Origin of the sequence: Hydrogenophaga sp. (assembly GCF_011772445.1) — a bacterium.
In the GTDB taxonomy this organism is placed as follows: domain Bacteria; phylum Pseudomonadota; class Gammaproteobacteria; order Burkholderiales; family Burkholderiaceae_C; genus Hydrogenophaga.
Genome location: NZ_WVZN01000045.1, coordinates 77,775 through 100,676 on the forward strand (window position 1 = coordinate 77,775; position 22,902 = coordinate 100,676).

General features: G+C 65.6%; 31 protein-coding genes and 1 tRNA gene. 28 read left to right on the forward strand and 4 right to left on the reverse strand.

Annotated features, from left to right (window positions below):
- Positions 1 to 12: 12 nt before the first annotated feature.
- Positions 13 to 702: a hypothetical protein gene (locus GTO19_RS18520; protein ID WP_291023453.1), complete on the reverse strand. Its 690-nt coding sequence runs from the start codon at positions 700 to 702 to the stop codon at positions 13 to 15.
- A gap of 128 nt (positions 703 to 830) precedes the next feature.
- Between GTO19_RS18520 and GTO19_RS18525 the strand changes: the two genes are divergently transcribed.
- The gene (locus tag GTO19_RS18525) at positions 831 to 1,790 is read left to right on the forward strand and encodes a hydrogen peroxide-inducible genes activator (RefSeq protein ID WP_291023455.1); all 960 of its coding nucleotides are present in this window, start codon (positions 831 to 833) and stop codon (positions 1,788 to 1,790) included.
- 5 nt (positions 1,791 to 1,795) lie between these two features.
- On the forward strand, positions 1,796 to 2,665 hold the full coding sequence (ubiA, locus tag GTO19_RS18530; protein ID WP_291023656.1) for a 4-hydroxybenzoate octaprenyltransferase: 870 nt from the start codon (positions 1,796 to 1,798) through the stop codon (positions 2,663 to 2,665).
- Positions 2,666 to 2,725: 60 nt separating this feature from the next.
- Here the strand turns inward: ubiA and proC are convergent, their stop codons facing one another.
- From proC to GTO19_RS18545, 3 genes are read right to left on the reverse strand one after another with little or no spacing between them, the layout of a single operon-like run.
- Complete coding sequence (gene proC, locus GTO19_RS18535; protein WP_291023457.1) at positions 2,726 to 3,553, reverse strand: pyrroline-5-carboxylate reductase; 828 nt, start codon at positions 3,551 to 3,553, stop codon at positions 2,726 to 2,728.
- Between the two features lie 20 nt (positions 3,554 to 3,573).
- Positions 3,574 to 5,073, reverse strand: coding sequence for a glycerol kinase GlpK (gene glpK, locus GTO19_RS18540; protein ID WP_291023460.1), 1,500 nt, complete (start codon positions 5,071 to 5,073; stop codon positions 3,574 to 3,576).
- Positions 5,074 to 5,085: 12 nt separating this feature from the next.
- Complete coding sequence (locus GTO19_RS18545; protein WP_291023463.1) at positions 5,086 to 5,871, reverse strand: DeoR/GlpR family DNA-binding transcription regulator; 786 nt, start codon at positions 5,869 to 5,871, stop codon at positions 5,086 to 5,088.
- A 158-nt stretch (positions 5,872 to 6,029) separates the two neighbouring features.
- On the opposite strand from GTO19_RS18545, the gene GTO19_RS18550 reads away from it, so the two are divergent.
- The 26 genes from GTO19_RS18550 to GTO19_RS18675 all read left to right on the forward strand — a co-directional run bounded on the left by GTO19_RS18550 (position 6,030) and on the right by GTO19_RS18675 (position 22,885).
- Complete coding sequence (locus tag GTO19_RS18550) at positions 6,030 to 7,100, forward strand: ABC transporter ATP-binding protein (RefSeq protein WP_291023465.1); 1,071 nt, start codon at positions 6,030 to 6,032, stop codon at positions 7,098 to 7,100.
- The gene (locus GTO19_RS18555) at positions 7,100 to 8,185 is read left to right on the forward strand and encodes an ABC transporter ATP-binding protein (RefSeq protein WP_291023467.1); all 1,086 of its coding nucleotides are present in this window, start codon (positions 7,100 to 7,102) and stop codon (positions 8,183 to 8,185) included. Before GTO19_RS18550 ends, GTO19_RS18555 begins: the two co-directional genes overlap by 1 nt.
- Positions 8,182 to 9,072, forward strand: coding sequence for a carbohydrate ABC transporter permease (locus GTO19_RS18560; RefSeq protein ID WP_291023470.1), 891 nt, complete (start codon positions 8,182 to 8,184; stop codon positions 9,070 to 9,072). Before GTO19_RS18555 ends, GTO19_RS18560 begins: the two co-directional genes overlap by 4 nt.
- Positions 9,065 to 9,877: a carbohydrate ABC transporter permease gene (locus GTO19_RS18565; protein ID WP_291023472.1), complete on the forward strand. Its 813-nt coding sequence runs from the start codon at positions 9,065 to 9,067 to the stop codon at positions 9,875 to 9,877. The genes GTO19_RS18560 and GTO19_RS18565 overlap by 8 nt, the downstream gene beginning before the upstream one ends.
- Entirely contained in the window at positions 9,877 to 10,185 is a 309-nt protein-coding gene (locus GTO19_RS18570; RefSeq protein ID WP_009514942.1) for a DUF2160 domain-containing protein, read from the forward strand. Before GTO19_RS18565 ends, GTO19_RS18570 begins: the two co-directional genes overlap by 1 nt.
- 89 nt (positions 10,186 to 10,274) lie before the next feature.
- Positions 10,275 to 12,005, forward strand: a complete 1,731-nt coding sequence (locus GTO19_RS18575) for an ABC transporter substrate-binding protein (RefSeq protein ID WP_291023476.1) — start codon at positions 10,275 to 10,277, stop codon at positions 12,003 to 12,005.
- A gap of 63 nt (positions 12,006 to 12,068) precedes the next feature.
- Entirely contained in the window at positions 12,069 to 13,610 is a 1,542-nt protein-coding gene (locus GTO19_RS18580; protein WP_291023478.1) for a glycerol-3-phosphate dehydrogenase/oxidase, read from the forward strand.
- Positions 13,611 to 13,809: 199 nt separating this feature from the next.
- On the forward strand, positions 13,810 to 14,178 hold the full coding sequence (rplN, locus tag GTO19_RS18585) for a 50S ribosomal protein L14 (RefSeq protein ID WP_009514936.1): 369 nt from the start codon (positions 13,810 to 13,812) through the stop codon (positions 14,176 to 14,178).
- 10 nt (positions 14,179 to 14,188) lie between these two features.
- Positions 14,189 to 14,506 carry a 50S ribosomal protein L24 gene (rplX, locus tag GTO19_RS18590; RefSeq protein WP_291023481.1) on the forward strand — a complete coding sequence of 106 codons (318 nt, stop codon included), beginning with the start codon at positions 14,189 to 14,191 and terminating at the stop codon, positions 14,504 to 14,506.
- Positions 14,507 to 14,508: 2 nt separating this feature from the next.
- On the forward strand, positions 14,509 to 15,048 hold the full coding sequence (rplE, locus tag GTO19_RS18595; RefSeq protein ID WP_009514933.1) for a 50S ribosomal protein L5: 540 nt from the start codon (positions 14,509 to 14,511) through the stop codon (positions 15,046 to 15,048).
- An 8-nt stretch (positions 15,049 to 15,056) separates the two neighbouring features.
- Entirely contained in the window at positions 15,057 to 15,362 is a 306-nt protein-coding gene (gene rpsN / locus GTO19_RS18600) for a 30S ribosomal protein S14 (protein ID WP_009514932.1), read from the forward strand.
- Between the two features lie 18 nt (positions 15,363 to 15,380).
- Complete coding sequence (rpsH, locus tag GTO19_RS18605; protein WP_291023484.1) at positions 15,381 to 15,776, forward strand: 30S ribosomal protein S8; 396 nt, start codon at positions 15,381 to 15,383, stop codon at positions 15,774 to 15,776.
- A 23-nt stretch (positions 15,777 to 15,799) separates the two neighbouring features.
- Positions 15,800 to 16,333, forward strand: coding sequence for a 50S ribosomal protein L6 (gene rplF, locus GTO19_RS18610; RefSeq protein ID WP_291023487.1), 534 nt, complete (start codon positions 15,800 to 15,802; stop codon positions 16,331 to 16,333).
- 11 nt (positions 16,334 to 16,344) lie between these two features.
- A complete protein-coding gene (gene rplR, locus GTO19_RS18615; RefSeq protein WP_291023489.1) occupies positions 16,345 to 16,710 on the forward strand; it encodes a 50S ribosomal protein L18 in 366 nt (121 codons plus the stop codon).
- Between the two features lie 18 nt (positions 16,711 to 16,728).
- Positions 16,729 to 17,247 carry a 30S ribosomal protein S5 gene (gene rpsE, locus GTO19_RS18620; RefSeq protein ID WP_070399521.1) on the forward strand — a complete coding sequence of 173 codons (519 nt, stop codon included), beginning with the start codon at positions 16,729 to 16,731 and terminating at the stop codon, positions 17,245 to 17,247.
- A gap of 11 nt (positions 17,248 to 17,258) precedes the next feature.
- The gene (gene rpmD, locus GTO19_RS18625; protein WP_009514924.1) at positions 17,259 to 17,441 is read left to right on the forward strand and encodes a 50S ribosomal protein L30; all 183 of its coding nucleotides are present in this window, start codon (positions 17,259 to 17,261) and stop codon (positions 17,439 to 17,441) included.
- Positions 17,442 to 17,455: 14 nt separating this feature from the next.
- The gene (rplO, locus tag GTO19_RS18630) at positions 17,456 to 17,893 is read left to right on the forward strand and encodes a 50S ribosomal protein L15 (RefSeq protein WP_291023492.1); all 438 of its coding nucleotides are present in this window, start codon (positions 17,456 to 17,458) and stop codon (positions 17,891 to 17,893) included.
- Between the two features lie 23 nt (positions 17,894 to 17,916).
- Positions 17,917 to 19,236, forward strand: coding sequence for a preprotein translocase subunit SecY (gene secY / locus GTO19_RS18635; protein ID WP_291023494.1), 1,320 nt, complete (start codon positions 17,917 to 17,919; stop codon positions 19,234 to 19,236).
- Positions 19,237 to 19,239: 3 nt separating this feature from the next.
- A complete protein-coding gene (gene infA, locus GTO19_RS18640; RefSeq protein ID WP_009514918.1) occupies positions 19,240 to 19,458 on the forward strand; it encodes a translation initiation factor IF-1 in 219 nt (72 codons plus the stop codon).
- Between the two features lie 42 nt (positions 19,459 to 19,500).
- Positions 19,501 to 19,614, forward strand: a complete 114-nt coding sequence (gene rpmJ, locus GTO19_RS18645) for a 50S ribosomal protein L36 (RefSeq protein WP_009514917.1) — start codon at positions 19,501 to 19,503, stop codon at positions 19,612 to 19,614.
- Between the two features lie 22 nt (positions 19,615 to 19,636).
- Complete coding sequence (gene rpsM / locus GTO19_RS18650; RefSeq protein ID WP_291023500.1) at positions 19,637 to 20,002, forward strand: 30S ribosomal protein S13; 366 nt, start codon at positions 19,637 to 19,639, stop codon at positions 20,000 to 20,002.
- Positions 20,003 to 20,020: 18 nt separating this feature from the next.
- Positions 20,021 to 20,425: a 30S ribosomal protein S11 gene (gene rpsK / locus GTO19_RS18655; RefSeq protein WP_009514913.1), complete on the forward strand. Its 405-nt coding sequence runs from the start codon at positions 20,021 to 20,023 to the stop codon at positions 20,423 to 20,425.
- 169 nt (positions 20,426 to 20,594) lie between these two features.
- Positions 20,595 to 21,218 (forward strand): 30S ribosomal protein S4, encoded by a 624-nt coding sequence (gene rpsD, locus GTO19_RS18660; protein ID WP_291023503.1) that lies wholly within the window; start codon positions 20,595 to 20,597, stop codon positions 21,216 to 21,218.
- Positions 21,219 to 21,321: 103 nt separating this feature from the next.
- Complete coding sequence (gene rpoA, locus GTO19_RS18665; RefSeq protein ID WP_291023505.1) at positions 21,322 to 22,305, forward strand: DNA-directed RNA polymerase subunit alpha; 984 nt, start codon at positions 21,322 to 21,324, stop codon at positions 22,303 to 22,305.
- Positions 22,306 to 22,395: 90 nt separating this feature from the next.
- A complete protein-coding gene (gene rplQ, locus GTO19_RS18670) occupies positions 22,396 to 22,791 on the forward strand; it encodes a 50S ribosomal protein L17 (RefSeq protein WP_070399527.1) in 396 nt (131 codons plus the stop codon).
- Positions 22,792 to 22,808: 17 nt separating this feature from the next.
- Positions 22,809 to 22,885, forward strand: a tRNA-Met gene (locus GTO19_RS18675).
- Positions 22,886 to 22,902: the final 17 nt, after the last annotated feature.

Genomic DNA, 22,902 nt, shown 5'->3' on the forward strand with positions numbered 1-22,902 from the left:
CGTGACCGCCGCTCAAGGGGCAGCGGGCTGGCGCTCAAGGGACGGGTCGCGCTTCATCGTGAACGGGTATCCCTCTGAATCGCTGCCGAAACTGAAGTCGCCTTCATAGAGGCGATCGTCCTCGACCCGCATCAACTGAAGCCGTGTGCCATTGGCGTCCCGGATCTCGAACTTGTTGGTGTCCCGGCCGTCGACGAATTTGGTGCCCGCGAACGCCGCTTCCGAGATGGTGGACTGCTGTATCTCTTCAGGTGCGCCGTTGCAGGTGGGGGTGCCGTAGACACGTTTCGTGCTGGTCATCGACAGCACACCGGGACGTACCGGCAAGACGTCCACACCGGTGCGGTCCGAGCGTCCGCTGGACACCCATTGAGAGACGACGGTGTCCGGCTCCTGCACCATCACCTCGCCGATCCAGTGGATCTGTCCCGGGATCGTGATGAAGGTCTCGGTAAGGATCTCGGTGCACGGCCCCGCCCATTGACCCAGGTAGACCGACAAGGGGTCGTCGATGGGCGGCGACGTGGGAGACCCTGGAGACGGGGACGAGGTGGAAGGCGTGCCGATCGGGGCGGCTGTCGTCGGGTCTTCTTCGATGCAGTCCCCGCCGCCGCCGCAGGCTGTCAGCCCGAGGACAAGCGGCAAGAGAAAGACCAGGACGTGGCGCGATGTCGCGCGCAGGGCAGAGACGGCGTGTGGCATGGGGAACGTTCGGTGAACAGGGCGTCGCCCGATACTGACGATTCCCGCCGTGCAAGCCATTCCGCCAATGCATGAATTTGCCCTGGCCAGTTGACCGATGGCGCGGGCCCTGTCGCACAATAGCCCGCATGACGCTCACCGAACTCAAGTACATCGTCGCCGTGGCGCGCGAGAAGCACTTCGGCAAGGCGGCCGAGGCCTGCTTCGTCTCGCAGCCCACGCTGTCGGTGGCGATCAAGAAGCTCGAGGAGGAACTCGAACTCAAGATCTTCGAGCGCAACGCCAGCGAGATCGCCGTCACGCCCCTGGGCGAAGACATCGTGCGCCAGGCCCAGACGGTGCTGGAGCAGGCGGCCGCCATCAAGGAGATCGCCAAGCGCGGCAAGGACCCGCTGGCCGGTCCGCTCAAGCTGGGCGTCATCTACACCATCGGCCCGTATTTGCTGCCCGAGCTGGTGCGCCAGGTGATCGAGCGCACCCCGCAGATGCCGCTGGTGCTGCAGGAGAACTTCACCACCAAGCTGCTGGAGCAACTGCGCCTGGGCGAGATCGACTGCGCCATCCTGGCCGAGCCGTTTCCCGACACCAACCTGGCCATCGCCCCGCTGTACGACGAGCCCTTCATGGCCGCGGTGCCGCACACGCACGCGCTCGCGAACCAAGGGCACATCACGGCCGAGGAGCTCAAGCGCGAGACCATGCTGCTGCTGGGCACCGGCCATTGCTTCCGCGACCACGTGCTGGAGGTTTGTCCCGAGTTCGCGCGTTTCTCCAACGACACCGAGGGCATCCGGAAAAGCTTCGAAGGTTCCTCGTTGGAGACCATCAAGCACATGGTGGCCGCGGGCATGGGTGTGACGCTGGTGCCGCGCCTGTCGGTGCCGCGTTCGGCGTTCAACGGATCGGCGGCCGTGCGAGAGGACCTGGGCGATTCGCCCTACGTACGCTACTTGCCTTTCGAAGGCGAGGCGCCCACGCGCCGCGTGGTGCTGGCCTGGCGGCGCAGCTTCACGCGCTACGAGGCCATCGCCGAGCTGCGAAACGCCATCTACGCCTGCGAGCTGCCAGGCGTGAAGAGGTTGTCGTGAGCACGATGGCACCGGCGCCGCACGCGCCCTCGCGTCTCTCGCTCTGGCTGGATCTGATCCGCTGGAACCGGCCCGCTGGCTGGCTGCTGTTGCTGTGGCCCACCCTGTCCGCGCTGTGGGTGGCGGCTGGCGGGTTCCCGGGCTGGCATCTGCTGCTGGTCTTCACGCTGGGCACCATCCTCATGCGCAGCGCAGGCTGCTGCGTGAACGACGTGGCCGACCGCGACTTCGACCGCCACGTCAAGCGCACGGCGCAGCGGCCCGTCACTTCAGGCAAGGTATCGGTGAAGGAGGCGCTGGCCGTGGGCGCCGTGCTGGCGCTGGCGGCGTTCGCGCTGGTGATCACCACCAATGCGTTGACCATCGCGCTGTCGTTCGCGGCGCTGGCGATCACCCTGGCCTACCCCTTCGCCAAGCGCGTGGTGTCCATGCCGCAGGCGGTGCTCGGCGTGGCCTTCAGCTTCGGCATCCCCATGGCCTTCGCCGCGGTGCAGGGCGAGGTGCCCACGCTGGCCTGGGTGCTGCTGCTGGGCAACCTGTTCTGGGTGCTGGCCTACGACACCGAGTACGCCATGGTCGATCGCGACGACGACCTGCGCATCGGCATGAAGACCTCGGCGATCACCCTGGGCCGGGCAGACGTGGCGGCGGTGACGGGCTTCTACCTGCTGCACCTGGCGATCTGGACCCTGGCGCTGTGGCCGCAGCTGCGGCCCGTGGTGTGGCTGGCCACGCTGGCCGTGGCGCTGGGGCAGGTGGTGTGGCACTTCACGCTGATCCGCACGCGCTCGCGCGAGGGGTGCTTCGCGGCGTTCCGCGCGAATCACTGGCTCGGGTTTACGGTGTTCGTGGGGGTGGCGCTCGGTTCGATGTGAGTCCGCAGACACGATGGACTCTGCTCCTCGAGCAGCGCGAGGTGCTTCGCAGACAGGGCCCTATTTACCGAACTCGCGCCCCAGTGCTTCAGCGCGTTGTTGTGCGGCCTTCAAAGCCGATTCGAACGAGGCCTTCATCCCCGCTGCCTCCATCGCCGTCAGCGCCGCATACGTGGTGCCGCCTTTCGACGTGACGCGCTCGCGCAGCACCTGCGGCGGCTCATTCGAGCGTTGCGCCAGGGTGGATGCGCCGACGAAGGTGCCGATGGCGAGTTGCAGCGCGGTCTCTGCCGGCAGCCCCATGCGTGCGCCCGCGTCGCGCATGGCTTCGAGGAAATAGAACACGTAGGCCGGGCCGGAGCCGGAGATCGCGGTGACGGCGTCGAGGTCGCGCTCGGTGGCCACCCACACCAGCTCGCCCGTGGTGCGCACCACGCGCTCGACCAGCGCGCGGTCCTCGGCCGAGACGCCCTCGCGCGCGAACAGGCCGGTCATGCCCAGGCCCACCAGGGCGGGCGTGTTGGGCATGGCGCGAACGATGCGTTGGGTGCCCAGCCAGGCGGCCATGCTCTCGCTGGTGATGCCCGCCGCCACGCTCAGGTGCAAGGCGCCGCCCAGGTGCGGGCCGGCGGCGAGTGCGGCGTCCTTGAAGGTTTGCGGCTTCACGGCCCAGACCACGAGGTCCGAGGGTTTGAGATCGGCGCCCGCCGCGGCGAACACCGCCACACCCGGGAACTGCTGCGCCAGGCGGGTGCGCTGTTCGTCCCAGGGCTCGACGATCTGGATGGCACCGGCCGCGTGGCCCTGGCGCAGCAGGCCGCCGACGATGGCGCTGGCCATGTTGCCGCCGCCGATGAAGGTGGTGAGGGGGGAGGAGGGCGTGTTCATGCGAGCGATTGTCGCCCGGCTCATTGCGCCGTCGTCTGGCGAACCGCATGCTCCCAGGCGGCCATCTTCTCGGCCGCTTGTTCGCGCGAGAGCTTCGGCTCGAAGCGGCGTTCGGCATGCCACTGCGCGCTCAGTTCGTCCGTGCCCTGGTACACGCCGGCGTGCAGGCCCGCCAGATAGGCCGCTCCCAACGCCGTGGTCTCCACCACCTCGGGCCGCACCACGGGAATGCCCAGCAGGTCGGCCTGGATCTGCATCAGCAGGTCGTTGACGCTGGCGCCGCCGTCCACGCGCAGCTCGCTCACGGGCACGCCGCCCGCGGCCACGGCGTCGCGGCTCATGGCCTGCAGCAGGGCCGCGCTCTGGAAGGCGATGCTCTCCAGCGCCGCCCGCGCGATGTGGGCCATGGTGGTGCCGCGCGTGAGGCCGGTGATGCTGCCGCGCACGTCGGGCCGCCAATAGGGCGCGCCCAAGCCGGTGAAGGCCGGCACCACCACCACGCCATCGGCGTCGGGCACGCTTTCGGCCAGGGCCTGCACCTCGCTGCTCGACTCGATCGCGCGCAGGCCGTCGCGCAGCCACTGCACCACCGCGCCGGCGATGAAGACACTGCCTTCCAGCGCGTACTGCGCCGGGCCGGCCGCCTGCGCGCAGGACGTCGTGATCAGGCCGTTCTGGCTGGTCTGGAAACGCTCGCCCGTGTGCATGAGCATGAAGCAGCCGGTACCGTAGGTGTTCTTGGCCATGCCGGCGCTGAAGCAGGCCTGGCCGAACAGCGCGCTTTGCTGGTCGCCCGCCACACCGCCGATGGGCAGGGCAGTGCCGAGCCAGTCGGCGTGGGCCTCGCCGAAGTCGGCGCTGGAGGGCAGGGTTTCAGGCAGCAGGCTGCGCGGGATGCGCAGCAGGTCGAGCAGTTCGTCGTCCCAGTCGTGGGTGCTGACGTTGAAGAGCATGGTGCGCGCGGCGTTGCTGTGGTCGGTGACGTGGCGCGCGCCTCGCGTGAGGTGCCAGATCAGCCAGCTGTCCACGGTGCCGAAGGCCAGTTCACCGCGCTCGGCCAGCGAGCGCACACCTTTCACGTTGTCCAGGATCCACTGCAGCTTGGTGCCGGAGAAATAGGCGTCGATGCGCAGTCCGGTCTTGCGCTGCACCAGGGCCTCGTGGCCCTGCTCGCGCAGCCTTGCGCAGGCCTCCTCGGCGCGGCGGTCCTGCCAGACGATGGCGTTGTAGACGGGCTCGCCGGTGCGGCGGTCCCAGACCAGCGTGGTCTCGCGCTGGTTGGTGATGCCAATGGCGCGCACACCATCTGCCCCAAGGCCCGCCTTGCCCAGCACCTCGCGCGCGGTGGCCAGCTGCGTGTCCCACAAGGCGCGCGGGTCGTGCTCCACCCAGCCCGGTTGCGGGTAGATCTGCGGGAATTCGCGCTGGGCCATGGCCACCACACGGCCCTGGCGGTCGAAGACGATGCTGCGCGAGCTGGAGGTGCCCTGGTCGAGGGCGAGCAGGTGGGTAGAGGTCATCGGCAGGGGCTTTCAGGAGGCGAGGGCCTCGGGCTCGGCGGTCACCACGCATTCCACGTGGCTTTGCTCGATCAGCGCGTTGAAGGGTTCGGGCGGGGGCTTGTCGGTGAAGAGCACGTCGAGATCGTCCAGCCGCGCAAGTTCAACCATGGCGGGCCGGTTGAACTTGCTGTGGTCGGCCGCAAGCCAGACCTGGCGCGATTGCGCCACGATGGCGCGCGCCACCTTGACTTCGCGGTAGTCGAAGTCGCGCAGCGTGCCGTCGGCCTCGATGCCGCTGATGCCGATCAGGCCGATGTCGACCTTGAACTGGTGCATGAAGTCCACCGTGGCCTCGCCCACGATGCCCTGGTCGGCCGCGCGCACCTGACCGCCGGCGACGATGACCTCGCAGTCCGGGTTGGTGCTCATGAGCGAGGCGATGTGCAGGTTGTTGGTGATGACGCGCAGGCCGCGGTGGCGCTGCAGCTCGCGCGCGATGGCCTCGATCGTGGTGCCGATGTTCATGATCAGCGAGCAGCCGTTGGGCACGCGCGCGGCCACGGCGCGCGCGATGCGCTGCTTGGCCTCGGCCTGCAGGGCCTGGCGCTGGCGGTAGGCGATGTTCTCGGTGGTGGAACCCGGCAGGCGCACGCCGCCATGAAAGCGCGCCAGCAGCCCGGCCTCGGCCAGGCGCTGCACGTCGCGTCGCACGGTCTGCAGAGTGACGCCGAAGCGCTCGGCCAGGGCTTCGATGGTCTGCGGCCCGTGGGCACGGACCTCGTCGAGCAAGTGGGTGTGGCGGGGATTCAGGTTCATGAAGGGTCGCGCGGCGGTCTCGTTTCGAACATATCGGAAAACGCTGATGGACTTCTAAGGGTATGTACCGAACATGAAAAGAAAAAAAACGAACAAAAATTCGCCGAAACGAAAGCGCTGACCCGGCCCGGTGCGGGCGCGCGCACATCACACCTCCTATGCAGTTGTCACTGGAAGCGATCACCAAGACCGTGGGTCCGTCGGTCCACCTGTACCCGATGAGCCTGTCGCCCGTGCCGGGCGCGGTCACGGTGTTGCTGGGCGCCACCCAGGCGGGCAAGACCAGCCTCATGCGTGTCATGGCGGGATTGGACACGGCCAGTTCCGGGCGCGTGCTGGTGGATGGGCAGGACGTGACGCGCCAGTCGGTGCGTGAGCGCAATGTGGCCATGGTCTACCAGCAGTTCGTCAACTACCCGTCGATGACGGTGGCGCAGAACATCGCCTCGCCGCTGCGCCTGCGCGGCGAACGCGGCGTCGAGGACCGCGTGCGCGCGCTGGCCGCGCGGCTGCACATCGAGCCCTTCCTGGACCGCCTGCCGGCCGAACTCTCGGGCGGTCAGCAGCAGCGCGTGGCGCTGGCGCGCGCCCTGGCCAAGCAGGCGCCGCTGATGCTGCTCGACGAGCCCCTGGTGAACCTGGACTACAAGTTGCGCGAGGAGTTGCGCGAGGAGCTGACCCAGCTCTTCGCCAGCGGCGATTCCACCGTGGTCTACGCCACCACCGAGCCCGGCGAGGCCCTCCTGCTGGGCGGGCACACCGCCGTCATGGACGCCGGCGAACTGCTGCAGTACGGTCCCACGGCCGAGGTCTTCCACCGCCCGCAGAGCCTGCGCGTGGCGCGCGCCTTCAGCGATCCGCCCATGAACCTGATGGCCGCGCGCCGCAACGCCCACGGTGGCGTGCGTGTGGCCGACACGGTGGACTGGCCGCTGGAACTGCCCGCGCAGGCCGACGATGGCTTCGTGCTCGGCATCCGCGCGGGCGGCCTGCGGGCGCGTTCGCAGCCCGGCGACGTGTCCATCGCCTCGCGCGTCGAGCTGGCGGAGATCGCAGGCTCCGACACCTTCGTGCACGTGAGCAGCGACGTGGGCGAACTGGTGGCCCAGCTCGTGGGCGTGCACAAGTTCGAGCTCGGCGCGCGCATCACGCTGCACCTCAACCCCGACCACCTGTTCGTGTTCGACGCGCGCGGCCCGCTGGTGCGCGCGCCGCAAGGAGTGCGCTGATGGCCCTGATCGAACTCGACCTGGCGCACGCCTACGGACCGAACCCGCGCTCGGACGACGACTACGCGCTGCTGCCGCTGAAGATGGCCTTTCGCGACGGCGGCGCCTACGCCTTGCTCGGGCCGTCGGGCTGCGGCAAGACAACCATGCTCAACATCATCTCGGGTCTGCTCGTGCCGTCGCAGGGCACGGTGCGCTTCGACGGGCGCGACGTGACGCGCGACTCGCCGCAGCAGCGCAACATCGCCCAGGTGTTCCAGTTCCCGGTCATCTACGACACCATGACCGTGGCGCAGAACCTGGCCTTCCCGCTGCGCAACCGCCGTGTGCCGGAGGCGGAGATCCGCCAGCGCGTGGGCCGCATCGCCGAGATGCTGGAGCTCAGCGGCCAGCTCGACCACCGCGCCGCCGGCCTGAGCGCCGATCAGAAGCAGAAGATCTCGCTCGGGCGCGGCCTGGTGCGATCGGACGTGTCGGCCGTGCTGTTCGACGAGCCGCTCACGGTGATCGACCCGCACCTGAAGTGGCAGTTGCGGCGCAAGCTCAAGCAGATCCACCACGAGCTCAAGCTCACGCTGATCTATGTCACGCACGACCAGGTGGAGGCCCTGACCTTCGCCGATGAGGTGGTGGTGATGTCGCGGGGCCGCGCGATGCAGAAGGGGGCGGCCGAGGACCTGTTCGAGCGCCCCGCGCACACCTTCGTGGGGCATTTCATCGGCTCGCCGGGCATGAACTTCCTGCCCGCGCAGGCGGTGCGCGGCGGGGTGCTGGTGAATGACCAGCCCCTGGCCTTCCAGGAGGACCGCAAACTGCCCGAGGGGCCGGTCAAGCTGGGCATCCGCCCCGAGTACCTGCGCCTGGGCCAGGCCGGCGACGGCCGCTCGCTGCCCGCGCGCGTGAGCCGGGTGCAGGACATTGGCACCTACTTCCTGCTGACCTGCGAAGTCGGCGGGCACACGCTCAAGAGCCGGCTGGGCGCCGAGGCGTCGCCGCCGGCCGTGGGCGACACCGTGCACCTGCGCCTGCTGGACGCGCACACCTGCTTCTACCGCGACGAACAACTGGTGGAGGCCACCGCATGACCAACCACAAGCCCGTGAACCAGAAGGCCTGGTGGCTGGTGCTGCCGGTCATCCTGTGCGTGGCCTTCTCGGCCGTACTGCCGCTGATGACGGTGGTGAACTACTCGGTGCAGGACATCATCTCGCCGCAGCGGCGCGTGTTCGTCGGCACCGAATGGTTCGTCATGGTGATGCGCGACAGCGACCTGCACCTGGCGCTGTGGCGGCAGATCCAGTTCTCGCTCGCGGTGCTGCTGATCGAGATTCCACTGGGCATCGCGCTGGCGCTGTCCATGCCGGCCGCGGGCTGGCGGGCCTCGGTGGTGCTGGTGATCGTGGCGCTGTCGCTGCTGATTCCGTGGAACGTGGTCGGCACCATCTGGCAGATCTTCGGGCGAAGCGACATCGGGCTGCTGGGCCACACGCTGTTGAAGCTGGGCGTGGACTACAGCTACACCGGCAACCCGGATCACGCCTGGTGGACGGTGCTCATCATGGACGTGTGGCACTGGACGCCGCTGGTGGCCCTGCTGGCTTACGCCGGCCTGCGCAGCATCCCCGACGCGTACTACCAGGCGGCCCGCATCGACGGCGCCAGCCAATGGGCCGTGTTCCGCTACATCCAGCTTCCCAAGATGCGCGGCGTGCTCATGATCGCCGTGCTGCTGCGTTTCATGGACAGCTTCATGATCTACACGGAGCCCTTCGTGCTCACCGGCGGTGGGCCGGGCAACGCCACCACCTTCCTGTCGCAGTACCTCACCACCAAGGCGGTGGGCCAGTTCGACCTCGGGCCCGCGGCGGCCTTCTCGCTCATCTACTTCTTCATCATCCTGCTGTTCTGCTTCGTGCTCTACAACTGGATGCAGAGCCTCGGCACGTCGGAAAAGGAGCAGGGCCATGCATGACAGCAAGTTCAAGGCGCGCTGGCTGTTCCTCATCGCCTACCTGGCGTTCGCGCTGCTGCCCATCTACTGGATGGTGAACATGAGCTTCAAGACGAACGGGGAGATCCTGTCCTCGTTCTCGCTCTGGCCCGAGACCTTCACCTGGGACAACTACAAGACCATCTTCACCGACCCCTCGTGGTACTCGGGCTACATCAACAGCCTGATCTACGTCGGCATCAACACGCTCATCTCGCTCACCGTGGCGCTGCCCGCGGCCTATGCGTTCTCGCGCTACCGCTTCCTCGGCGACAAGCACGTGTTCTTCTGGTTGTTGACGAACCGCATGACGCCGCCCGCGGTGTTCCTGCTGCCCTTCTTCCAGCTCTACACCACGCTCGGCCTGATGGACACGCACATCGCCGTGGCGCTGGCGCACCTCTTGTTCAACGTGCCGCTGGCGGTGTGGATCCTCGAAGGCTTCATGTGCGGCGTCCCGCGCGAGATCGACGAGACCGCCTACATCGACGGCTACAGCTTCCCGCGCTTCTTCTTCACCATCTTCCTGCCGCTGATCAAGGCCGGCGTGGGCGTGGCGGCGTTCTTCTGTTTCATGTTCAGCTGGGTGGAGCTGCTGCTGGCGCGCACGCTCACCAGCGTCAATGCCAAGCCCATCGTGGCGACGATGACGCGAACCGTGAGCGCCTCGGGCATGGACTGGGCCACGCTGGCGGCGGCCGGCGTGCTCACCATCGTGCCCGGCGCCATCGTCATCTGGTTCGTGCGGCACTACATCGCCAAGGGCTTCGCCATGGGGAGGGTGTGATGTTCGCCTGGATGGTCTGGACCTTGCCGGTGGCGGTCTTCTTCACCGTCATCGTGCTCATGCTCATCGGCATGACGGTGTGGGAGATCCGCTCGCCCACGATCGAACGCAAGGGCTTTCTGCCCATGAAGACCACGCGTGGCGACCGGCTCTTCGTCGGCCTGCTCGGCGCGGCCTACATCAACCTCGCCTTCGTGGGCCTGGCCGGATGGATCGCCGAGCGGCTCGGCCTGGCGCAGGAGCCGTCGGTGTGGATCGGCTTCGTGATCTCGGTGTTCTGGCTCGCCTTGGTGATGCGCAAAGGCTGAGCCCCCAAATTTCCAACGACCGGACCGCCGCTTCCCCGGTGCCGTGTCGATTCGCTGGCGGGGAGGCACATCATCATCAAGGAGACAACATGAAACTGCGACACACGGCGCTCGCTGCGCTGATCGCGACCGGGGCCGCGCTGCCGGCCTGGGCGGACGAGGCCGCCGCCAAGCGATGGATCGACAGCGAGTTCCAGCCGTCCACCCTGAGCAAGGCGCAGCAGACGGCCGAGCTCAAGTGGTTCATCGACGCTGCGGCCAAGCTCAAGGCCAAGGGCGTGCGCGATATCTCGGTGGTCTCGGAGACCATCACCACGCACGAGTACGAATCCAAAACCCTCGCCAGGGCCTTCAGCGAGATCACCGGCATCAACGTCAAGCACGACCTGATCCAGGAGGGTGACGTGGTCGAGAAGCTGCAGACCTCGATGCAATCCGGCAAGTCCATCTACGACGGCTGGATCAGCGACTCCGACCTCATCGGCACGCACTACCGCTACGGCCAGATCCTCAACCTGACCGACTACATGGCCGGCCCGGGCAAGGAGTTCACCAACCCGGGCCTCGACCTCAAGGACTTCATCGGCACGAAGTTCACCACCGGGCCCGACGGCAAGCTCTACCAGCTGCCCGACCAGCAGTTCGCCAACCTCTACTGGTTCCGCGCCGACTGGTTCGCGCGCCAGGACCTGAAGGACAAGTTCAAGGCCAAGTACGGCTACGACCTGGGCGTGCCGCTGAACTGGAGCGCCTATGAGGACATCGCCGAGTTCTTCACCAACGACGTGAAGACCATCGACGGCAAGCCCATTTACGGGCACATGGACTACGGCAAGAAGGACCCGTCGCTGGGCTGGCGCTTCACCGACGCCTGGCTGTCGATGGCGGGTACCGCCGACATCGGCAACCCCAATGGCCTGCCCATCGACGAGTGGGGCATCCGCGTGGCCGACGACAAGTGCACGCCGGTGGGCGCAAGCGTGGCGCGTGGCGGTGCGGCCAACTCCCCGGCGGCCGTCTATGCGCTGACCAAGTACGTCGACTGGATGAAGAAGTACGCGCCCAAGGAGGCCACCGGCATGACCTTCGGCGAGGCCGGTCCGGTGCCCGCGCAGGGCCAGATCGCGCAGCAGATCTTCTGGTACACCGCCTTCACCGCCGACATGACCAAGCCCGGCCTGCCCGTGGTCAACGCCGACGGCACGCCCAAGTGGCGCATGGCGCCCGGCCCCAACGGCCCCTACTGGAAGCAGGGCATGCAGAACGGCTACCAGGACGTGGGCTCGTGGACCTTCTTCAAGAACCACGACGCCAACAGAACCGCGGCGGCCTGGCTCTACGCGCAGTTCATCACCGCCAAGACCACCTCGCTGAAGAAGACCATCGTGGGGCTCACGCCGATCCGCGAGAGCGACATCCAGAGCAAGGCCATGACCGACATGGCGCCCAAGCTCGGCGGTCTGGTGGAGTTCTACCGCTCGCCCGCGCGCGTGGCCTGGACCCCCACCGGCACCAACGTGCCGGACTATCCCAAGCTCGCGCAGTTGTGGTGGCAGAACGTGGCCCAGGCCGTGACGGGCGAGAAGACCCCGCAGCAGGCCATGGACGGCCTGGCCGATCAGATGGACCAGGTGCTGGCTCGCCTGGAGCGCGCCGGCATGGAGCGCTGCGCGCCCAAGCTCAACGCCAAGGGCGACCCCAACAAGTGGCTGAGCGACAAGGCAGCGCCCTGGAAGAAGCTGGCCAACGAGAAGCCCAAGGGCGAGACCATCGCCTACGATCAGCTGCTCAATGCCTGGAAGGCGGGCAAGGTCCGCTGATTGAAGCCGCGCCGTTCGCTCCCCTGCTGCCGCTGGCATCAGGGGAGTTGATCACCCGCACACATGAACCGAGAACAACGCTTCGCCGCTCTCGCCGACACGGACCGCTTCGACCTCGTGGTCGTGGGTGGTGGTGCCACCGGCCTGGGCGTGGCGCTCGACGCCAGTCTGCGGGGCTTCACCGTCGCGCTGTTCGAGTCGCACGACTTCGCGGGTGGCACCTCCTCGCGCGCCACCAAGCTCCTGCATGGCGGCGTGCGCTACCTCGCCCAGGGCAACGTGGCGCTGGTGCGCGAAGCCTTGGCCGAGCGCACCACCATCATGACGATCGCGCCGCACCTGGCGCAGCCGCTGCCCTTCGTGATGCCCAGCCACCAGTGGTGGCAAACGCCGTTCTACGGCATCGGCCTCAAGCTGTACGACCTGCTGGCCGGGCGGGCCGGCCTGGGGCCGACGGAGTTCCTGGACCGCGCGCGGACCCTGTCTGCCCTGCCCGGCGTGAACCCGCAAGGCTTGCGCGGGGGTGTGCGCTATTGGGACGGCCAGTTCGACGACGCCCGGCTGGCCATTGCGCTGGCGCGCACGGCCGAAGCCGCAGGGGCGTTGGTGTTCAACCACGCCGAGGTCATCGCCGTCGCATCGGACGGCGATGGCCACCGGGTGACGGTGCGCGACCAGATGAGCGTTGGCGAGCACCAGGTGCGCGCGCGCTGCGTCGTCAACGCCACGGGTGTCTGGGTCGACGCCATGCGCGAGGCCGCCGGCACACCCTCGCACATGGTCAGCCCGAGCCAGGGCGTGCACGTGGTCGTCGACCGCGAATTCCTCGGTGGCGAACACGCCCTGCTGGTGCCGCGCACGCGAGACGGCCGTGTGCTGTTCGCTGTGCCCTGGCTGGGCAAGCTCATCCTGGGCACCACGGACACGCCTCGGCAGGATCTCGCGCGCGAGCCGCAGCCGTTCGCGCAGGAACTGGCGTTCATTCTTGACGAAGCCTCGCGCGTACTTAGCCGGCCGGTGCGGCACGCCGACATCCGCAGTGTCTGGGTCGGTCTGCGCCCGTTGGTGGCGGCTCCCAGCGATGGCACCGGAACCAAGGGCCTGTCTCGGGAGCACACCGTGGTGGTCGATCCGAACGGCCTGGTCACCGTCACCGGGGGCAAGTGGACGACCTACCGCGCCATGGCCGAGGACGTGCTCCAGCGGTGCTTCGACGCCGGTCGGCTCCCCGCGCGTCCAGGCGGGCAGAGCGCCCGCCACCGCCTGGTTGGCGCGCCGGGCAGCGCCTCGGTGCCGATCCACACCGCGCCGGGCTGGCACCTCTATGGCACAGAGGCACAGCGGATCCAGGCCCTGCCCGGCGCCGATCGGGCCCTGGGCATGGGCCTGTGCGCTGCCATGGTGCGGTTTGCCGTCAGAAGTGAGCACGCACTCACGGTGGAGGATGTGCTGGCGCGCCGATGGCGTGCGCTTTTTCTGGATGCGACCCAGGCCGGACACATGGCCGCCGACGTGGCGGCCATCCTGCGCGAAGAAGGTGTGACCGATCCGCGCACCGACGACTTCTTGGCCCTTGCCCGCTGTTACGCCGCCCCTGGCGTTTGACGCGCCTTCGATCTCATGCCATAATGCGCGGCTTCGCCCCTTTTGGGGGTGATGTATCTGGCGCAAGCCATCTGCCCACCGAAGGGTGGCATCCGCCGCGGCAGCAGCCGCTTGCAGTGGATGTCCCTCGACGACGGGCCCAAGACTGATCGCTGTTGGCCGCGGTGGCCTTCACGGTTCAAGTTGGGACTTAAATCAAATGATCCAAACGCAATCTCGACTCGATGTTGCTGACAACACGGGTGCCAAGTCCGTGATGTGCATCAAGGTGCTCGGCGGCTCCAAGCGCCGCTACGCCAGTGTGGGCGATGTCATCAAGGTCAGCATCAAGGAAGCAGCGCCGCGTGGCCGCGTCAAAAAGGGCGAGGTCTACAACGCCGTGGTGGTGCGCACCGCCAAGGGCATCCGCCGCCAGGATGGCGCGCTGATCAAGTTCGACGGCAACGCGGCAGTGTTGCTCAACGCCAAGCTGGAGCCCATCGGCACCCGCATCTTCGGCCCGGTGACGCGCGAGCTGCGCACCGAGAAGTTCATGAAGATCGTGTCGCTGGCCCCCGAGGTTCTCTGAGGAAGCCACCATGAACAAGATTCGTACAGGTGACGAAGTCATCGTGATCGCGGGGCGCGACAAGGGTAAGCGCGGCAAGGTGTTGTCGCGCGCCGGCGAGCAGCATGTCGTGGTCGAAGGCGTCAATATCGTCAAGAAGCACGCTAAACCCAACCCCATGAAGGGCGTTACCGGTGGCATCGTCGAAAAGACCATGCCCATCGACCAGTCCAATGTGGCGATCTTCAATCCCGCGACCGGTAAAGCCGATCGCGTGGGCGTGAAGGCTGTGGATGGTAAGAACGTGCGCGTCTTCAAGTCCAACGGCGAACAGATCAAGGTGGCATGACCATGGCACGACAGCAACAACACTACCGCGAGAAGGTCGTCCCCGAGCTGATCGCCAAGTTCGGCTACAAGTCGCCGATGGAGGTGCCGCGCATCACCAAGATTACGCTCAACATGGGTGTGAGCGAGGCCGTGGCGGACAAGAAGGTGATGGACAACGCCGTGGGCGACCTCACCAAGATCGCCGGCCAGAAGCCCGTCGTGACCAAGGCCAAGAAGGCCATCGCCGGCTTCAAGATCCGTGAACAGCAAGCCATCGGCTGCATGGTCACGCTGCGCGGCGCCCGCATGTACGAATTCCTGGACCGCTTTGTCACCGTGGCTCTGCCCCGCGTGCGCGACTTCCGTGGCATCTCCGGCCGTTCCTTCGATGGTCGCGGCAACTACAACGTTGGCGTCAAGGAACAGATCATCTTCCCCGAGATCGAGTACGACAAGGTCGATGCCCTGCGCGGCCTGAACATCAGCATCACGACGACCGCCAAGACCGACGACGAGTGCAAGGCACTGCTGGCTGGTTTCCGTTTCCCGTTCAAGAACTGAGGTGGCGCGTGGCTAAACAAGCACTACTCCAACGTGAACTCAAGCGCGAGAAACTCGCTGCCAAGTTCGCCAAGAAATACAACGAGCTGAAGTCCACCGCCGGCGACGCCAAGAAGTCGGACGAGGAGCGCGACGCGGCTCGCCTGGCCCTGCAGAAGCTGCCCCGCAACGCGAACCCGACCCGTCAGCGCAACCGCTGCGAGATCACGGGTCGCCCGCGCGGCACCTTCAACCACTTCGGCCTGGCTCGCGCCAAGGTCCGTGAAATGGCTTTTGCCGGTGAAATTCCCGGCATCACCAAAGCCAGCTGGTAAGCCTTAGGAGAACCCCACATGAGCATGAGTGATCCTATCGCCGACATGTTGACCCGTGTCCGCAACGCGCAGATGGTCGAAAAGGCCACGGTGGCGATGCCGGCGTCGAAGGTGAAGACGGCGATCGCCCAGGTCCTGAAGGACGAGGGCTATATCGACGACTTCAAGGTGGTCAATGAAGGCGGCAAGAGCGAGCTGGTCATTACCCTGAAGTACTACGCCGGCCGTCCCGTGATCGAGCGCATCGAGCGTGTGAGCCGCCCCGGCCTGCGTGTCTACCGTGGCCGCAACGCCATTCCCCAGGTGCAGAACGGCCTGGGCGTGGCGATCGTGACCACCCCGCGCGGTGTCATGACCGATCGCAAGGCGCGCGCCACCGGTGTCGGTGGTGAAGTGCTGTGCTACGTCGCCTGATGCTGGCATTGAGGAGAGACTGAATGTCACGTATTGGAAAACAGCCGATCACGGTGCCCACCGGGGTCGAGGTCGCCGTCAAGGACGGGCTGATCAACGTCAAGGGTGCGAATGGCACCCTTAGCCTGGCCGCCAACGCGCTGGTCAAGATCGAAATCAACGCCGGGAAGGTGAACTTCATTCCCGTCGATGAGTCGCGCGATGCGAACGCCATGTCCGGCACCATGCGTCAGCTGGTCAACAACATGGTCAATGGCGTCAGCAAGGGCTTCGAGAAAAAGCTCAGCCTGGTCGGTGTGGGTTTCAAGGCCCAGGCCCAAGGTGCCAAGCTCAACCTCACGGTGGGCTATTCGCACCCGGTGATCATGGACATGCCGGCAGGCATCAAGGTGGAGACGCCGTCGCCCACTGAAATCGTGATCAAGGGCGCCGACCGCCAACGCGTCGGCCAGGTCGCGTCGGAAGTGCGCGCGGTGCGTCCGCCTGAGCCCTACAAAGGCAAGGGCATCCGCTATGCGGATGAAAAGGTCGTGATCAAGGAAACCAAGAAGAAATAAGGAGTCCGATCATGCTGACCAAGAAAGAACAACGCCTGCGCCGCGCGCGCCAGACCCGTATCCGCATTGCCCAGCAAGGCGCGGTGCGTCTGACGGTGAACCGCACCAACCTGCACATCTACGCCAACGTCGTCTCCGCCGACGGTTCGCGCATCCTCGCCTCGGCCTCCACGGCCGAGAAGGAAGTGCGTGCCCAGCTGGGCGCCTCTGGCAAGGGTGGCAACGCCGCTGCTGCCGTGGTTATCGGCAAGCGAATTGCCGAGAAGGCCAAGGCCGCCGGCATCGAGAAAGTGGCGTTCGACCGTTCGGGCTTTGCCTACCACGGCCGCGTCAAGGCCCTTGCAGATGCCGCTCGTGAGGCCGGCCTGCAGTTCTGATGAAACGGGATCAACGACATGGCTAAGTTTCAGGCAAACATCAAGAACGAAGCGAACGAAGACGGTCTGCGCGAAAAGATGATCGCGATCAACCGCGTGACCAAAGTGGTCAAGGGCGGTCGTATCCTCGGTTTCGCTGCGCTCACCGTCGTCGGTGATGGCGATGGCCGCGTGGGCATGGGCAAGGGCAAGGCGCGTGAGGTGCCGGTGGCCGTGCAAAAGGCCATGGAGCAGGCACGCCGCAACATGATCAAGGTGTCGCTCAAGGACGGCTCGCTGCACCACGCGGTGCATGGTGAGCACGGCGCCTCCAACGTGATGATGCTCCCCGCCGTCAAGGGTACCGGCATCATCGCGGGCGGCCCGATGCGCGCCGTCTTCGAAGTGCTGGGCGTGACCGACGTCGTGGCCAAGAGCCACGGATCGAGCAACCCCTACAACCTGGTGCGCGCCACGCTGGACGCACTCGAGAAGTCCACCACCCCGGCCGAGGTCGCCGCCAAGCGCGGCAAGACGGTCGAGGAAATCCTGGGCTGAGAGGAATCACCATGAGCAACACGAATACCGTCAAGGTCCAGCTCGTGCGCAGCCTTATCGGCTGCAAAGAGGATCACCGCGCGACGGCGCGTGGTCTGGGTTTGCGCAAGCTCAACAGCACCAGCGAACTTCAGGACACGCCGGCCGTGCGCGGCATGATCAACAAGATCAGCTACCTGGTCAAAGTCCTCTGATCGGAGACGACGACATGGAACTCAACAACATCAAGCCGGCCGACGGCGCGAAGCACGTCAAGCGTCGCGTGGGCCGCGGGATCGGTTCAGGCCTGGGCAAAACCGCGGGTCGTGGCCACAAAGGTCAAAAATCGCGCGCCGGTGGTTACCACAAGGTCGGCTTCGAAGGCGGCCAGATGCCGCTGCAGCGGCGTCTGCCCAAGCGCGGCTTCAAGTCGGCGCAACTGCAGTTCAACGCCGAAGTGACGCTGGCCCAACTCAATGCGATCGACGCCACCGACATCGACGTGCTGACGCTCAAGCAGCTCGGCCTCGTGCCCCAGCTCACCAAACGCGTGAAGCTCATCAAGTCCGGTGAAATCACCCGTGCGGTGACCCTCAAGGACGTGGTGGCCACCGCCGGAGCGAAGGCCGCTGTCGAAGCCGCTGGCGGCCAAGTCGCCGGCGCCTGATCACGCCAGTTCGAAAGGACCTCGTGGCAACCGCTTCCCCGTCCCTGGCCAAGACCGGCAAATTCGGCGACCTGCGTCGCCGGCTGGTCTTTCTGCTGCTGGCGCTGGTGGTGTACCGCATCGGCGCGCACATTCCTGTGCCGGGCATCAACCCGGAGCAGCTCCAGCAGCTCTTCCAAGGGCAGCAGGGCGGCATCCTCAGCCTGTTCAACATGTTCTCGGGTGGCGCGTTGTCGCGCTTCACCGTGTTCGCGCTGGGCATCATGCCGTACATCTCGGCCTCCATCATCATGCAGCTCATGACGTACGTGATCCCCACGTTCGAGCAGCTGAAGAAGGAGGGCGAGGCCGGTCGCCGCAAGATCACCCAGTACACCCGCTACGGGACGCTGGGGCTTGCCGTCTTCCAGGCCATGGGCATTGCGCTGGCGCTGGAAGGACAGGCGGGACTTGTCATCGATCCCGGCATGGGCTTTCGCCTGACCGCGGTGGTGAGCCTGGTGGCGGGCACGATGTTCCTGATGTGGCTGGGCGAGCAGATCACCGAGCGTGGGCTGGGCAATGGCATCTCGCTGCTGATCTTCGCCGGCATCGTGGCCGGTTTGCCCAACGCCATTGGCGGCCTGCTGGAGTTGGTGCGCACCGGTGCCATGAACGTGCTTATCGCCTTGTTCATCATCGCCTTGGTGGTGCTCGTCACCTACTTCGTGGTGTTCGTTGAGCGTGGTCAGCGCAAGATCCTGGTGAACTACGCGCGCCGTCAGGTCGGCAACAAGGTTTACGGCGGCCAGTCGTCGCACCTGCCGCTCAAGCTGAACATGGCTGGCGTGATCCCCCCGATCTTTGCGTCGTCCATCATCCTGCTGCCCACCACGGTGGTGAGCTGGATCAGCACCGGTGATTCGACCCGTTGGCTGCGCGACCTGGCCTCCGCTCTATCCCCGGGGCAACCGATCTACGTGGCGCTGTACGCGGCGGCCATCATCTTCTTCTGCTTCTTCTACACCGCCCTGGTCTTCAACAGCCGGGAAACTGCGGACAACCTGAAGAAGAGTGGCGCATTCATCCCGGGCATCCGTCCCGGTGATCAGACGGCGCGCCACATCGACAAGATCCTGCTTCGGCTGACCTTTGCCGGCGCGATCTATATCACCGCGGTGTGCCTGCTGCCCGAATTCCTGATCCTGGAGTGCAACGTGCCGTTCTATTTCGGCGGCACCTCGCTGCTGATCATCGTGGTCGTGACCATGGATTTCATGGCCCAGGTACAGAATTACATGATGTCGCAGCAATACGAATCGCTGCTGAAGAAGGCGAATTTCAAGACTTCCCTCGGCAACTGAACCATGGCCAAGGACGACGTGATCGAAATGCAGGGAGAGGTGGTCGAAAACCTCCCCAATGCGACCTTCCGCGTCAAGCTCGAAAACGGGCACGTGGTCCTCGGTCATATCTCCGGCAAGATGCGCATGCACTACATCCGCATCCTGCCGGGCGACAAGGTCAAAGTGGAGCTCACGCCCTACGACCTCACGCGTGCTCGCATCGTGTTCCGCGCCAAGTGAAGCGCCTGTACTGAACGTTTACCGGATTTCTAGGAGAAAAAAATGAGAGTTTCGGCTTCGGTCAAGAAGATGTGCCGCAACTGCAAGATCATCAAGCGCCACGGCGTCGTGCGCGTGATCTGCACCGATCCCCGCCACAAGCAGCGTCAAGGCTGATCGATTCGTCAAGAGGATTCACATGGCCCGTATTGCAGGCATCAACATTCCACCGCACAAGCACGCAGAAATCGGCTTGACCGCGATCTTCGGCATTGGCCGCACCCGTGCTCGCCAGATCTGCGACGCGTGCGGCATTGCATACAGCAAGAAGATCAAGGATCTCTCCGACGCGGAGCTCGAGAAGGTGCGTGACCAGGTGGGCACGTTCACCATCGAGGGTGACCTGCGTCGCGAGACCACCATGAACATCAAGCGCCTGATGGACATCGGCTGCTACCGCGGCCTCCGCCATCGTCGCGGCCTGCCGGTGCGCGGCCAGCGCACGAAGACCAATGCGCGCACGCGCAAGGGTCCGCGCAAGGCCGCACAGTCGCTGAAGAAGTAATCGGTTCGAAGGAAAACCATGGCCAAGTCCCCCTCCAGCAGCGCCGCAGCCCGCGTTCGCAAGAAGGTCCGCAAGAATATTGCCGACGGCATTGCGCACGTGCACGCGTCGTTCAACAACACCATCATCACCATCACCGACCGCCAGGGCAACGCGCTGTCGTGGGCTTCATCGGGTGGCCAGGGCTTCAAGGGTTCGCGTAAGTCGACCCCGTTTGCGGCTCAGGTGGCCTCCGAAGTGGCTGGCCGCGCGGCCATGGAACAAGGCATCAAGAACCTCGACGTCGAGATCAAGGGTCCCGGCCCGGGTCGCGAGTCGTCGGTGCGCGCGTTGGGTGCCCTCGGTATCCGCATCACCTCGATTTCCGATGTGACGCCTGTGCCCCACAACGGCTGCCGCCCCCAGAAGCGCCGCCGCATCTGAACCTGCATTCACCCGGGTTCTGGCTTCGCGCTAGAATGCCGAGTTCTCCAAGCGCCACCGCAGTCATGCTGCGGTGGCATTTTTGCTAAGCCCACCGCCCCCGCCATCGCGGGATGGCTCCCGCAATCACAGTTTGCTGTGGGTTGCGGCAGACACAAAGGAAATCACCGTGGCACGTTACCTCGGCCCGAAGGCCAAGCTGTCCCGTCGCGAAGCCAGCGACCTGCTGCTCAAGAGCGCCCGCCGCTCGATCAGCGACAAGGCGAAATTCGACTCCAAACCCGGTCAGCACGGCCGCACCTCCGGTCAGCGTACGTCTGACTTCGGTGTGCAACTGCGCGAGAAGCAGAAGGTCAAGCGCATGTACGGCGTGCTGGAGCGCCAGTTCCGCCGCTACTTCGCCGAAGCAGACCGCCGCCGTGGCAACACGGGCGCCAACCTGCTGTTCCTGCTCGAGTCGCGACTGGACAACGTGGTGTTTCGCATGGGTTTTGCATCCACCCGTGCCGAAGCGCGCCAGATGGTGTCGCACAAGGCCATCACGGTGAATGGCCAAGCCGTCAATATTCCGTCGTTCCTGGTGAAGGCCGGCGATGTGGTCGCCGTGCGTGAGAAGTCCAAGAAGCAGGCCCGCGTGATCGAGGCACTCGAACTGGCCAAGCAGATCGGCTTCCCCGGCTGGGTCGAAGTGTCTGCCGACAAGGTGGAAGGTGTCTTCAAGAAGACGCCCGATCGCGACGAATTCGGCTCGGACATCAACGAGTCGCTCATCGTCGAACTCTATTCTCGTTAATCCCGTCCCCGGCAGGGCGCGGCTCTCGCTGCGCCTTCCGGGTCATTCCATGCTCCGTCTGCCTTATCGGTGTAACGAGCCGAGGGTACTGAAGGAAGTCTGAATGCTGAACAACCTGCTCAAGCCCAAATCCATCACCGTCGAGCAACTCTCGGCCAATCGCGCCAAGGTCACCCTGGAGCCCTTCGAGCGCGGCTACGGGCACACCCTCGGCAACGCGCTGCGCCGCGTGCTGCTGTCGTCCATGGTGGGGCATGCGCCCACCGAAGTGACCATTGCCGGCGTGGTGCACGAGTACTCCTCCATCGACGGTGTGCAGGAAGACGTGGTCAACCTGCTGCTCAACCTGAAGGGGGTGGTGTTCAAGCTCCACAACCGCGATGAGGTGACGCTGAGTCTGCGCAAGGATGGTGAAGGCGTCGTGACGGCTGCCGATATCCAGACGCCGCACGATGTCGAAATCGTCAACCCGGGTCACGTCATCGCCACACTGTCTGCGGGCGCCAAACTCGACATGCAGATCAAGGTCGAGAAGGGCCGCGGCTACGTGCCGGGCACCCTGCGCCGTGGTGATGAGGTGGCCCGCTCGATCGGCCGCATCGTGCTCGACGCCTCCTTCTCGCCGGTCAAACGCGTGAGCTACACCGTGGAAAGCGCGCGTGTCGAACAGCGCACCGACCTGGACAAGCTGGTGCTCGAAATCGAAACCAATGGTTCCATCGGCCCCGAAGAGGCTGTGCGTGCAGCGGCCAAGATCCTGGTCGAGCAGCTCGCCGTCTTCGCGCAGCTGGAGGGTGCCGACCTCTTCACCGAAGCACCGCAGCAACGCAGTTCGCAGCAGTTCGATCCGATCCTGCTGCGCCCGGTGGACGAGCTCGAACTCACCGTGCGTTCGGCCAACTGCCTGAAGGCCGAAAACATCTATTACATCGGTGACCTGATCCAGCGCACCGAGAACGAGCTGCTGAAGACGCCCAACCTGGGCCGCAAGTCGCTCAACGAGATCAAGGAAGTGCTGGCTTCGCGCGGGCTCACCCTGGGCATGAAGCTCGAGAACTGGCCGCCCGCCGGCCTCGACAAGCACTGATCGATTTTCAACCCCTGAGCCTTCGGGCCAGACCATGACGAACCGCCGGTACCTGATCCGGCCGGCGGCAAAAGACTGAAAGGAAACACCATGCGTCACGGACACGGACTTCGCAAACTCAACCGCACCAGCGAGCACCGCCTCGCCATGCTGCGCAACATGATGAATTCGCTGCTCACGCACGAAGCCATCAAAACCACGCTGCCCAAGGCCAAGGAACTTCGTCGCGTTGTCGAGCCGATGATCACCCTGGCCAAGGAGCCCACGGTGGCGAACCGCCGCCTGGCCTTCAACCGCCTGCGCGACCGCGATGTGGTGGTCAAGCTTTTCGACGAACTCGGCCCGCGCTTCAAGGCCCGTCCGGGCGGCTACACCCGCATTCTCAAGATGGGCTTCCGCGTGGGCGACAACGCGCCGATGGCGCTGGTGGAACTGGTTGATCGCGCTGAGCCGGCCGCCGACGCCGGTGAAGCAGACAAAGCGTGATATAATTTTTGGCTTGACGCGGAGTGGAGCAGCCTGGTAGCTCGTTGGGCTCATAACCCAAAGGTCGCAAGTTCAAATCTTGCCTCCGCAACCAACAAAACCAAGCACTTG